We start from the raw sequence: 12,608 nt of genomic DNA on the forward strand, positions 1-12,608 counted from the left end.
ATTACTGGGGAAGGGCCGATTGAATTGCTTGAATTAAGTCCTGCTCTTGCCAAGGCTTTGCTAGGCAGGTATGGAGGTTCGCTTGATCATGAGCTCGCTCAACCGCGTCGTGATCAGCTTGCCCTGTCAACATAATTTTAACCACGCCGGGGAAACGCTGATGGACGTCAATCAGGAGTTCGTCGCCTTTGGCTCCCGGCATTAGCCAATCAGACACGATCACTAATAGATCTGTCCCTTCGCCCTGGAGTTCTTCGATAATTTCTAGGGCTTCGCTGGCATTCTCTGCCGTTTCGTAGAGATAGGTATCATCGAAGGCTGTCTGGAGCTGTCGCAGTAGGCTATTGAGGATGATCGCTTCGTCATCAACGCAAAGAATCGCTAGTTTAGACATGATGGTTTCCGGGTTGAGGATTCATGGGTAAAGACACGATGAAGGTCGTCTGCGAGGGTATCGATTCAAAGGTGATGGTGCCTTGATGCTTATCGATGATCTTTTTGACAATATCGAGTCCCAGTCCGCTGCCTTCGCCAGGGGGCTTGGTTGTAAAGAAAGGCTCAAAAATGTTCGCTTGGACCTCTGGAGGGATGCCACTACCGCTGTCGGTGATTTTTACCTGTGCGCTGCCGCCGAGTTCCTGCAGGCTGACCTCCAATGTGCCTTTGTAGTCCATGGCCTGTAGGGCATTGTGAATCAGATTCGTCCACACTTGGTTGAGTTCATCGGCATAGCACTTTACGGGAGGGATGGCATCGAGGCTACGAATTACTGTGACGCCGTGCTTGATTTGGTTCTGGTAAAGGGTGAGGACGGCTTCAATGCCATCTGTAAGGTTGACCGTCATCATTTCGCCGCTGTGGTCGTAGCGGGCGTAGGTTTTGAGGGCAAACACGATCTTGGCGGCGCGATCGCTAGCGCTGTTGATGTCTCGGGCGCTCTCTTGCACCCGCGTAAATTGACGCGCCATTTTTAGAAGCGGTTCGCTACTCGGATTTGTCAGCAAGGGCAGTAGGGCATCGAGATCGCTGTAGATGTTCAGGTCAATAAGCAAGCTAGCCAGATCGCTGGCGTTTGCAATTTCATGGTGGCCCAGTTGCTTGGCTAGGTTTTTGCGTGCTTGACGACGCTCCCGCCCTGAGAGCTTGGTGGTTGACTGGAGCGATCGCTGGAGCAGGCTTTGAAACTGCTGCTCTTGTTCTGGGGAGAGGGTTCGAAAGAAGTGGGGGAGCGTTTGTAGGTTGTTGTGCAAGAAGTTATTGATGTACTGAATAGAGGAGCCAATGGCACCCAGGGGCGTATTAATCTCGTGGGCGATACCGGCAATAAGCTGTCCCAGAGCGGCCATCTTTTCGGACTGAACCAGTTCTTGTTGAGTGAGCTGTAGTTCTTTGACGGTTTGAGAAAGGGTTTGGGTACGCTCATCGACTTTTTGCTCTAGGTTGGCGTAGAGACGAGCGTTGTCAATTGCGATCGCAACCTGTCCCGACAGCAGCTGCAGTAGTTCTAATCGATCGGGGGTAAAAGCACTGGTGGTTAAATTATTTTCCAGATAGACCATCCCACTGAGCTGTCCCAGGTTGAGGAGTGGCATACACAAAATTGACTGGGTCTGTCGCTCTTTGATGTAGGGATCTTGAGTGAAATCACCGGCTTGACTGGCATGGGATAAAACCACGCTCTCCTGCGTGCGGTTGACGTAGTTCAATAGCGTCTGAGGAACTTGCCCCACTATCGGTGTGGACTGGAGGACGCTATAGGTCTCAGACTCGGTGTTGGCAGAGGCCTCAATCAGGAGACCGTCGCTGTTAAGAATGAGATAGCCAACCTGGGCACCGGCATTGCGCACCAGGATTTGAATGAGAGTCATCAACAATTTGTCGAGGACAATCTCCGTTGAGATGGCCTGAGATGCCTGCAGAACAGTGGCTAAATCTAGCGATTGGCTGGTACGAACGGTGTGAGTTGCTGTGGAAGAAGAAGAAGGTCCCGATGCCGTTGTGAAGACTGCCTTAGAAAGGTTAGGGTACTGCTGTTCTAGCTGCTCGACCTTTGCGGTTGCCCCCCACCGGAAGTAGCCATAGTAGGCATCTTTCAAATAGACCTGGGCAATCTTGTCTCGATTTTGCCGCTGGTAGAACTGAGCTGCAAGTTCATTCGCAAGCGCTTCTTCTTGAGGGTAGTCGTGGGCTTGGGCCGATGTGATCGCATGATCATAGGCCACCCCTGCCTCTGCTATTTGTCCTAAACAGCGATAGCGTTCTGCTTCGACTAGCTCATATTTATGCCGGTGGTTCTCTGGGGCATGTTCAGCCCACTGCTGCAGCTGTTGCTGGTTGGCATTGACCTGCTCTAGTGCCTGCTGCTGCTCCGATTCATAAAGGTGCTCAAAACGGGCCAGCCGAGTTAAAGAGTCATAGAAGTTCAGCACGGCAATGGTGTAGGCGGCGGTCATTCCATCGGCGTTGTTTTCTGCCAACTGTGTACAGCTTAAAGCGGTTTCGTAGTCCGCCAGTAAATAGCAGAGCATTGCTTTATGCGTGTAGAAGAAGGCCAGAGCCAGTTTGTTGTCGGCACTCTCCACCGTGACCTCGGCTTCCTGGAGAAATTCTCCGTTGAGTTTGCTTAGGTCAGAGGCTTGGCCTCTGAGGTTTGCGAGGGTCTGCTGATAAATCTTCAGGTATAGATGGCAGGCGGCTTGCTTTAGGGTTGCGATCGCAAAATTATAGGCAGCCATCCGAGTCGCTAACGCTTCTAGTTCTCGACCCGTGAGTAGACTGTGCATGGACTCCCAGCAGAGCGAGTAGCAGGCATATTCCACATCGCCTGTGTCCAAGCCGATTTGATAGCCGCTGTGAAGATCGGCAATCGTAGCGCTGAGCGGATCCTCCCAGTGACGCACAAACGCATTGAAGACAAACATTACCCGACTTTTCGCCTGCTTGGCCTCGAACTTATCCACCACCTGCAGCGCCAAGCGCCCAAACTGGTAGCCCGAAGCAATATCGCCCACCGCCCCGCACAGCGTGATGCCGTAGCAGTCATAGGCAAAAGCCGAAGCTGCTGTATTGCCATACTCTAACGAGAGTCGAATTTGGGTGAGGTTGCTGAGAATAAACCGTTCAAAAGCGGCCTGATAGCCAGAAGATAAAATGTCCGATAAAATCTGCATTGCCGCCAGCTTTTCAGGATCCGTCATCGCAGGCAAATCAATCAAACCTTCGATGGAGCGCTGATGCTGTAGAGCCTGAGTTCGCTGTAGCTCAAGCTGTAAATTTTCTGGCGTCGGTTCCGGGAACTGAATGCCTAGCTGCCCTAAAATTTCAAAACCAATATCGGTTGCTTCAAAATGTCGATTCTGAGACGAACAGGCCAGAATCTTCACCCGATAGACTTTGACTTTATCTAGAACACAGCGGGCCTTCTGCAGAATGATTGCCGTTAGCTGCTCTTGCTTTTCGTAGTCCTGATTCAGATAGGCCGCCTCACTGGCCGCCTCATAAAGCCCCAGGGCTAATTCATAGGTGTTTTGCCAGCCATCCGGTCCTAAAAGCGTCACCCCTGTTAGTAGATAGTTCATCGCAGCTTGGTAAGCGGTTGCCGACTTCGCCTTCTGACCCGCCTGAAAATTGAGCTGCGCTAACTGCTGTCGTTCAGCCGGTTCAGAGATCAGATCGAGTGCTTGATTGAGATGATCCACGACCTCAAAGATGCGGTCTGCCAGACCTTCTTGGGTCACGCCGTCTCTGAGCAGACGACCAATACGGAGATGAACCGGTGCTTTTTGTTCTGGGGTAATCAGGGCATAGGCAGCCTGCTGGATGCGGTCATGGCCGAAGCGAAAGCGTTCAATTGTTAAATCTGCTGTCAATTCAGACAGGGGAATCACTAAACCACACTGAATCGTCGGCTTGAGATCAGCAAAAACGGTTTTGAAAGACTTCTGTTGAATAATGGCAAGGGTCGCCAGATCAAACTGAGCGCCGACGCAGGCCGCCAGCCGCAGTCCTTCTTGGGTGGCGCTTGACAGCTTCTGGAGTTTGCCAATCAGCAGCTCAATGACGTTATCGGTCAAATCTTGGGCCTGAATCTGCTCCATGTCCCATTCCCAGAGGCGGGATGCTTCATTAAACTGCAGCAGTCTTTCACTGTGGAGACTCTTGAGAAATTCGTTGACGAAAAAGGGATTGCCTTCTGTTTTCTGAAGCACTAATTCCGCGAGGGGATCTAGTTCAGCCTGACTGTGCTGCAGTGTATCCGTGATTAGCTGACTGAGGTGCGTCAGCGATAGGGGGGCCAGGGTAATCGTATTGACTGTCACACTCTGGGTCTCAAAGTGGTTTAACAGGCTCATTAATGGATGCGCCGCACTGACTTCATTGTCACGGTAGGCACCGATCACAAGCAGCGATCGCATCTTACTATCGGTCATCATTCGCTGCATCAGCTTCAGGCTGGCAGAATCAGCCCACTGCAAATCGTCTAGGAACAGCACTAGCGGATGCTCGGGATCACAGAAAACCCGAATGAAACTTTGAAAAACCAGATTGAAGCGGTTTTGAGCCTCTGTTGGACCCAGCTCTGGTACCGGGGGCTGCTTTCCTGTAATCAGAGCTATTTCAGGGATCACATCAATGACCACCTGACCGTTTGGTCCCAAAGCTGCTAGCAAGCGCTGCCGCCACTGGGCTAGCTGGGTCTCGCTTTCCGTTAAAAGCTGTTTGGCAAGGCTGCGAAAGGCAGCAATCACTGCGGAGTAGGGCACATCCCGCTGAAACTGGTCATATTTACCGGCGATGAAGTAGCCGCGCTTCTCGGTAATGGGCTTATGGACCTCCGCCACTAGAGAAGACTTGCCAATCCCGGAATACCCTGCCACCAGCATTAATTCGCTGGTGCTGGTGGATTGGCTGATGCGCTCGAAAGCCGCCAGCAATATTGCTTTCTCGGCCTCTCGCCCATAGAGCTTTTGTGGAATCTGGAAGCGACCGGATAAATCTTGAGTGCCGAGGACGAAAGGTGCAATCTTACCTGTGCTGCGTAACTGCTCTCGGCAGTTTTCCAAATCAGCCTGGAGGCCCGCCGCGTTCTGATAGCGGTCCTCAGCCGTTTTAGCCATCAGCTTCAGCGTCAGATTAGACAAGACCTGCGGCACCGCAAGATTAATTTGATGCGGTGGCTTGGGTTGATGGGCAATATGACAGTGAACCAGTGCCAAAGCATCTTCGGTCGGGAATGGTAACTGCCCCGTCAGCAGCTCATAGAATGTAATGCCGAGAGAATAGAAGTCCGTTCGGTAGTCTAGGGAGCGATTCATCCGTCCGGTTTGCTCCGGTGACAGATAGGCCAGCGTGCCTTCTAATACCCGTGGGTTTTTGAGGGTGGGGTTCTCACGGCTCAACTGGGTTGAAATCCCAAAGTCGATGATTTTAAGCTGTCCTGAGGCTGGGTTGACAATGATATTGCTGGGATTAATATCTTTGTGAATGACGTTACGGCTGTGAATATGCCCCAGGATTTCGACAATCTTGAGAGCTAAATCTAGAAACTCCTCCAGCGGCACTGCCTGCCCTTGGAACCACTCTTTGAGGGATTGCCCTCCAATGTCTTCGAGCACCATCGCTAAAGTGCGCTGATAGGGTTCTAACCCATAAACCTGAACTGTACCTTCGATGTCAAGATTGCTCGTGATTTCATATTCTTGGCGATAGCGGGTCAGTTCGGCCGAGGTGGGATAGTCTTCTTTCAAGATTTTGATAATGACAGGCTGATCAGGGTCGCCTCGATGACCCCGATAGACTAATGAATTCGCGCTCTCATAAATGTGCTTAGTCAAATTACAGCCGACAACACCCGTCATTCATCTGTCCTTAAACGCCGAAAGAGTATCTGGCCTCAGCAAAGCTATGGATATTTGGCGTTGAGATCGCAGTCTTTTTGATCAGACTTAGCTAAACTCTCCGTGCAAATACTGAATTAGCAGGCCAGCTCTATAGTGGACGGCTGAAGCAGCAAACCTGACATCTAAGTCTACTTTTGTGATGTTGCCATGACGAAGTATTGAGCTGAATCTGTAAATTCTCTCAATTCGTTGGCGTTACGGCGATCAAGAGGGACTGAATAAACGGCATGCTGCCCGTCAGAAACGACAGTCTGTTAAACAAACAAGCGACCTTTACAACTGTTTGAATTCGGGGAACAGAGACAGGGGAAATTTTTCGATCAAGATTGCTCAGAGACTGGGAACACTGAGTTTGAGAAACGGCACCTCAACGATTTTGACGATTGTGAGATTCACAAGACCCTAGTTTTCGATCAAAGATGTGCCTCTGCTTTCTTCTGTTTCCCAACGTGAGTAACTGATACATGCCCTCATCTTTTACAGCCCTGAATACTGAGTCTCTGAATGTTGTTCAGCCACCTGTGCCGGCTCTAAAGAAAACAGAGGCTCATCCTGAGCCTGTCCCCCACGCTCTCAGGACTGCTCGCAAAAAATATAAGTACAACTACGCCCATATTGCGCCAGTCGCGATGGTAGACAAGCTGCCGCGCGAGGAGAGACCCAGTCTGGTCTGGTGGAGAAAGGTGATTCGGGTCATGCTCGAAATCTTTATCAACGCCATCGTTAGCAAGCGAGGTCATGTTGAAGAAGTACAGGCCCGTCACCATGTCGCCCACCTCGTCAGACAAACGGTGATCGATATCTTTCAGCAGGCAGATTTCAAAACGAAACTTCGGCTGGGTTGGCATCTGCTCAGAGCAGTTCCCCAACTCCTTTGGAAGGGATTCAGGTTGGGACTGCATGAGTGGGAAGATCTGGTTCTGAGTCTGATTTCAGAGGTCGAGAAAGATATTCTGCTGGCGCTCCACGGCGGCGTCAAGGCTCGCGTTGATCAAGACCGCCACTGTGTGACAGCCACGAGTCTGGAGGACTACAACAGGCAGTTTGCCACGATTGCACTACCTGCGATCGCAACTCATTTCCAAGAAGATGAATACTTCGCCTACCTACGGATAGCGGGTCCCAATCCTACGATGCTTGAGCAGGTCCGCGTTTTGTTTGGCGACATCCTCAGCCAAAAATTTCCGGTGACAAACGATCACTATCAAGCCGTCATGGGCACTGATGATTCCCTGGAGAAAGCTTTAGAAGAGAGCCGCCTCTACATTGCGGACTACGCCATTCTGGCAGGAGCTATCAATGGCACCTATCCTGGCACCCACCCCAAATATATTGAAGCGCCTCAGGCGCTATTTGCTGTCCCTCGGGGCGGTTCCGCATCACGAAACCTGCGGCCCATTGCGATTCAGTGTGGTCAGGTTTCGGGTACGAACGTACCAATTGTGACGCCCTCGACGAACGAATCCGAGCGATACGCTTGGGAAATGGCCAAGGCTGTGGTTCAGGTGGCCGATAGCAACTACCACGAAGCCATTGCCCACTTAGGTCGCACGCATCTGTTTATTGGCCCCTTTGCGATCGCAACCCATCGGCAACTTCTGCCGGAGCATCCCCTTAGTGTTCTACTGCGCCCGCACTTTGAGGGCATGCTCAACATCAATGATGGGGCTCAAAATCTGCTTATGGCTCCCCGAGGTGGCGTTGATAAGAATTTGGCGGCTACGATTGACTGCGCGCGCGCAGCGACTGTCGCTGGCTTGCAGAGCTACGGCTTCAATAGCGCCATGCTGCCCAAACGGCTTGAGCAGCGCGGTGTTGCCGATCTAGAGGCATTCCCGGTCTATCCTTACCGCGATGATGCCCTTTTACTGTGGGATGCCATCAAAGACTGGGTTGCGGCTTACCTCGGTCTTCATTACCAAGACGATACCGCAGTCCAGCAGGATCAGGCGCTCCAGAACTGGGCAGCAGAGCTGATTGCCTTTGATGGCGGTCGCGTCGTTGACTTCGGTGAAGACGGTGAGATTCGGACTCTCTCATACCTGATTGATGCGGTGACGTTAATCGTTTTTACTGCCAGCGCCCAACATGCTGCTGTCAACTTTCCGCAGGGAGATGTGATGACCTACGCTCCGGCGATGCCTCTGGCAGGATATGCTCCGGCTCATCCGCTCACCACCGCTAGCGAAGCAGATTATTTTGAGCAGCTTCCGCCGCTGCATCAGGCACAGGGACAGCTTGAGCTGACCTATCTGCTAGGACAGGTCTATCACACGGTACTGGGTCAGTATGACTTGGGCTGGTTTCGTGACGGGCAAGAGCAGAGCGCCCTCCAAGACTTTCAAGAGAGATTGGTGGAGATTGAAGATGCGATCGCAACCCGTAACCAAACCCGTCCCTATCCCTACTGCTATCTGCAGCCTTCCAAAATCCCCCAAAGCATCAATATTTAACCCCTAGTTCCCTACCCACCCCCAGAGGACAATTTTCATGGTCTTGGACCTTTCCACCTCCAGTCAAGCCCCCCGGCAATCGCTTCGCGCGCTAATCTGGAACCGTTTTCTGCAACCCCTACTGCAGAGAATATTCAGATGGCTGACCGCTTCTAAAGCCCAGCCCTTCGAAGATATCCCAGGGCCGACCCCGATCTTTCCGACTGGGAACGTTTTAGACTTTCAAAAAGATCCCACCTGGGAAGTCTTGGGTAACTACGCCCAACAATACGGAAACGTCGCTCGCTTCTGGATGCTGTTTCGACCCTGCCTAGCCGTTAACGATCCAAAGCTAATTCACCAAGTTCTTTCAGGGGTGGGGGAACAGTCACCGGAAGTCGCAGAAAGCCGCTGTCCCCTGCACAATAACCCAATCTACAAGTTCTATAAAAACCAGCCGCGCAAAGCGCTGCGGCCCATGCTGACCGACACCAATCCCTTTGAAGCTGCAGCTGCAGATGCTCACTGGAAAGATTTGAAGCAGAACCATCCTTTCAGCATGGATTACTTTGATGACTGGCTCGGGTCGCAGATCGAACCCCTCCATGCCTTCATAGAAACAAGAGCGACAGAACTGGTCGCAGCCTCTAACCAAGCGGGTGAATTATCGGCCTATGACGCCATTCAAAAGCTGACCTTTGACGGATTTTCGTTAGCAACCGTGGGGCAAGTTTTCCCGGACGAAGTTTTTGAGCAGTTTAACTCCATGTGCCAGACCGGTACGAGTCGGATGACGCGCTCGACCTTGGCAACATGGCTGATTCCAGAAAAGCCGTGGGATCGTACCTATCGCAAAGTAAGCAAAGCCTGGTTCAACCGCTTTGAACAGATCGTCAGCTTAGAAGAAGCGCCAGCCAACTCGCTGCTAGGCTGGGTGCTTCGCAAAGGCGGCACTAATTTTGAGGCCGAAAAGCTGCGTAATTTTTGTGCCGGTGTCTATCCCGGTGGAGCCGTCTCTACCCCCAGCGGTATTACGTCAGCGCTCCATCTTCTTCATCAGCACCCAGAAACTCTGGCCGCTCTCAAAGCAGAAGTCAAAGACTTCTTTGCTGGTCCCCTGACGTTAGAGCGACTGGAAGGCTGCACTCAGCTTGATCAGGTGATGCGTGAATCGCTACGGCTCTGGCCTGCCGTCCCGTTTTTCCTACGGACGGTTAATCAAGGTGGTGCCGAATTAGCAGGGCACTCCATTCCAGCAGGTACCCCCATTTTTATGAGTAACTGGTCGCTGCAGCGCCTTAGCGATCATTGGTCAGAGCCAGAGACTTTCAACCCAGCCCGATGGGATGCAGAGACCTGCCGTCAGAACGACTGGGGAAGTGACTACTTCTTTCCCTTTGGACGGGGCGATCGGGCCTGCATTGGTCAATATTTTGCACGTTATTTTATGAAGCTTGTGTTAGCGGTCTTAGTCTCAAAGTTTGGAGTGACCTTTGGTGATCAATCCCCTGAGCAAGAGTTCTTCTTCGGCGTCGCGGTTCCGCGCCAGTTGAAGGCACAATTTATTTACTCGAGCAAAGATTTGCCAAAATATTCTGGGGATTGAAGCTTTTGCAAGGTCTGATTCTTGTTATTGCCTAGTTGCTAAGATAAGGAGCATTGACAGTCGAAGTGCAGCAGACTTCATGAGTGGTCAGTTCTTCAAGCACCCGATCCTCAACTCGCCTTAGCTGTGCTGGCTGACGCTCATGATTAGGGAAAGGCCGGAGGGCTGAATGATGGCGATGGCAGCACCGAAAACGAAGACCTACACGGCTGAGGAATATCTAGAGCTGGAGATCACGTCTGAGGTTCGCAGCGAATTCCGGGATGGAGAGATTGTTGAGATGACGGGTGGCACCCCTGCACACAATGAAATTACACGGATGCTTATTTTCTTGCTGACAATGGCGCTGCGCAAGCAGCCATACAGCATTTTTGTCACCGATCAGCGTCTCTGGTTGCCGGACTGCAATCTCTATACTTACCCCGATGTGATGGTGATGCCCCGTCCGCCGAAGCTTCAGACTGGGCGAAAGGATACGGTGATGAATCCGATTTTTATAGCTGAGGTCTTATCAGAATCTACTCAGGGATATGACCGAGGTGATAAGTTCTCAGCCTATCGGACAGTTGCAACGTTTGAAGAGTATTTGCTAATTGATCAATATCAGCCACGGGTAGAGCATTACGCGCGGCAGGAGGCAAATAAATGGTTACTCACGGTTCATGATAGGCCGGAGGCTAGGGTGTCTTTGGTGTCTGTGCCGGTGGAGTTAGAGCTTGCTGAGCTATATGAGAACTTGGAGTTTGGTGAGTCGTTGGATAATGCCTGAAATGAGGGGGATGGTTTTGCATTAGCCCCCCGACAGCCTTTTTAAGAATGAGAGTCACGAACTGGAACCTGATGCTGAGCCAGATGCGTTTTTATTTCGGCGACGGTCAACTGTCCATAGTGGAGCAGTGAAGCCAGCAGTGCTGCTTCCGCTTTGCCCTCGGTCAACGCTTCACGAATATGATCGCAGGTGCCAGCCCCCCCCGAGGCCACCACTGGGATCTGCACCTGTTCAGCAATGGCGCGGGTTAGCTCTAAATCGTAGCCTGCCTGAGTTCCATCGGCATCCATACTGGTGACCAGTAGCTCGCCAGCCCCGCGCTGCTCCATCTCTTTGACCCATGAGATCGCATCTAGTCCCGTATTCTCCCGTCCACCGCGAATGTAGACATCCCAGCCGGGGTTCTCGGGGTCAGTGCGGCGACGGGCATCAATGGCGATCACAATACATTGGCGACCAAAACGCTCACTGGCTTGGGTGACAAACTCTGGGTTGCGAACCGCAAAAGAGTTGATGCTAACCTTATCGGCACCGGCCCTTAGTAACTTCCGAATTGTGTCCAGCGAGCCAATTCCACCGCCCACGGTCAGGGGAATAAAGACTTCCTCTGCCGTTCGATATACCACGTCATAGATGATGTCCCGATCTTCGTGGGTCGCCGTGATATCTAAAAAGACCAGCTCATCCGCGCCCGCCTCGTTGTAGACCTTCGCTAGCTCCACTGGATCGCCAGCATCTCGAAGGTTCACAAAATTGACGCCCTTCACCACTCGACCCGCCTTCACATCAAGGCAGGGTAGGATTCGCTTCGCCAGCATCAGGACTCCTTTTATCAGGTGCCTATCTACTCTACCGCTGTTTTCTATCGACCTGGCCGCTTATTGATTTGTTGTTTGACCGCTCTCAATAGGTGCTGTTTGTTCCTGGGTTTTGGACTGACTGAACTGCCAGAAACCCGCTGCTAGAATCGCTGCCACGATGCCCGCTCCTAGCACTACTTTCCAGCGACCTTGAGATGCTTGCGGCTGTGATTTGCTCTTCTTTGCTTGTCCCTGCGACTTCGATGCCTGGGCTTGAGGAACACTACGCTTAGAAAAAATAGTAGTCGCGTCTTCCTGCTCTGGCTCGATCGGATCTTCTAGCCAGACAGTTGCTTTCGGATCGGTTGTCCCCGCTTTAATGCTTTGGAATTCTGCTGATTCTAAGTACTGGGATAGCTCGGCTTCTTCTCCAGAAATAATGAGATAGGTACAGAAGGACTCCTTGCCGAACTGAATCGAATCACCTTTCGCTAGCTCATGGGACTGGCAAGGCTCACCGTTGACAATAGTACCGTTGGTGCTGGTTTTGCCTTGAGAGTTGCCGTCAATGAGGCGATATCGGTAGCGATTCGCTCCGGGTACAGGCATGCGAAGCAACAGCGCATGCTGACGAGAAACTGAGGCGTCGTTGAGGACAATTGCACAGCTCCTATCTCGACCAATGGAATAAGTTGCCGCGTCCAGGGCAAAGACACCACAGTCTTGGTCATCAATAACGAGAATGTGCTGCTCCTGAGTGGGCAGCGCTTTAGGCTCACGGGTTGCTTCTAGCATAGGGCTGAGGCGCGTTGTTAGGCGTGATGAAGGATGATTGAAAAAAGGCGCACGATCGATTAGATTTTTCCAACCACTTTGTCGTAGGTCCATCCACGATCGGCACTGCTTCTACGCTTAGGGTTCCCAACTTGAAGGTTAACTATACTCTACTCAAAGTAATAATTCTTTAGAGATTTGGTAGTCCTAAACGGGTAAGGATATTCTATCGATAAGGGGATGTATGTTCTCCTATGCTTATGCGAGTGTTGACTCGTCGTCATCCATCGTTTTCCGTGTCTTCTGCTCTACCAGCGTGTCCCAACT

The 12,608-nt window shown here is 51.7% G+C and carries 7 protein-coding genes; 3 read left to right on the forward strand and 4 right to left on the reverse strand.

Going from position 1 to position 12,608, the window contains the following annotated elements; all coding sequences use genetic code 11:
• Position 1: 1 nt before the first annotated feature.
• Positions 2-394 carry a response regulator gene (locus tag C1752_RS21845; RefSeq protein ID WP_110988173.1) on the reverse strand — a complete coding sequence of 131 codons (393 nt, stop codon included), beginning with the start codon at positions 392-394 and terminating at the stop codon, positions 2-4.
• On the reverse strand, positions 387-5,858 hold the full coding sequence (locus C1752_RS21850; RefSeq protein ID WP_110988174.1) for a trifunctional serine/threonine-protein kinase/ATP-binding protein/sensor histidine kinase: 5,472 nt from the start codon (positions 5,856-5,858) through the stop codon (positions 387-389). Before C1752_RS21850 ends, C1752_RS21845 begins: the two co-directional genes overlap by 8 nt.
• A gap of 506 nt (positions 5,859-6,364) precedes the next feature.
• Here C1752_RS21850 and C1752_RS21855 point away from each other — a divergent pair.
• The 3 genes from C1752_RS21855 (at position 6,365) to C1752_RS21865 (ending at position 10,707) form a co-directional block, all read left to right on the forward strand.
• Positions 6,365-8,353, forward strand: a complete 1,989-nt coding sequence (locus C1752_RS21855; protein WP_110988175.1) for a lipoxygenase family protein — start codon at positions 6,365-6,367, stop codon at positions 8,351-8,353.
• 37 nt (positions 8,354-8,390) lie between these two features.
• Positions 8,391-9,938 (forward strand): cytochrome P450, encoded by a 1,548-nt coding sequence (locus C1752_RS21860; protein ID WP_110988176.1) that lies wholly within the window; start codon positions 8,391-8,393, stop codon positions 9,936-9,938.
• A gap of 172 nt (positions 9,939-10,110) precedes the next feature.
• Positions 10,111-10,707, forward strand: coding sequence for a Uma2 family endonuclease (locus tag C1752_RS21865; protein WP_110988177.1), 597 nt, complete (start codon positions 10,111-10,113; stop codon positions 10,705-10,707).
• Positions 10,708-10,748: 41 nt separating this feature from the next.
• Here the strand turns inward: C1752_RS21865 and hisF are convergent, their stop codons facing one another.
• Entirely contained in the window at positions 10,749-11,525 is a 777-nt protein-coding gene (hisF, locus tag C1752_RS21870; RefSeq protein ID WP_110988178.1) for an imidazole glycerol phosphate synthase subunit HisF, read from the reverse strand.
• Positions 11,526-11,585: 60 nt separating this feature from the next.
• On the reverse strand, positions 11,586-12,395 hold the full coding sequence (locus tag C1752_RS21875) for an FHA domain-containing protein (protein WP_199464480.1): 810 nt from the start codon (positions 12,393-12,395) through the stop codon (positions 11,586-11,588).
• Between the last annotated feature and the right edge of the window lie 213 nt (positions 12,396-12,608).

The sequence above is a fragment of the Acaryochloris thomasi RCC1774 genome, from assembly GCF_003231495.1.
Classification (GTDB): Bacteria; Cyanobacteriota; Cyanobacteriia; order Thermosynechococcales; family Thermosynechococcaceae; genus RCC1774.

What these genes read in the sequence shown, in the direction of transcription:
- C1752_RS21855 (WP_110988175.1), top strand. Translation starts at nt 6,365, where the DNA reads ATGCCCTCATCTTTTACAGCCCTGAATACTGAGTCTCTGAATGTTGTT.
- C1752_RS21860 (WP_110988176.1), top strand. Translation starts at nt 8,391, where the DNA reads ATGGTCTTGGACCTTTCCACCTCCAGTCAAGCCCCCCGGCAATCGCTT.
- hisF (WP_110988178.1), bottom strand. Translation starts at nt 11,525, where the DNA reads ATGCTGGCGAAGCGAATCCTACCCTGCCTTGATGTGAAGGCGGGTCGA.
- C1752_RS21865 (WP_110988177.1), top strand. Translation starts at nt 10,111, where the DNA reads ATGGCGATGGCAGCACCGAAAACGAAGACCTACACGGCTGAGGAATAT.
- C1752_RS21850 (WP_110988174.1), bottom strand. Translation starts at nt 5,858, where the DNA reads ATGACGGGTGTTGTCGGCTGTAATTTGACTAAGCACATTTATGAGAGC.
- C1752_RS21845 (WP_110988173.1), bottom strand. Translation starts at nt 394, where the DNA reads ATGTCTAAACTAGCGATTCTTTGCGTTGATGACGAAGCGATCATCCTC.
- C1752_RS21875 (WP_199464480.1), bottom strand. Translation starts at nt 12,395, where the DNA reads ATGGACCTACGACAAAGTGGTTGGAAAAATCTAATCGATCGTGCGCCT.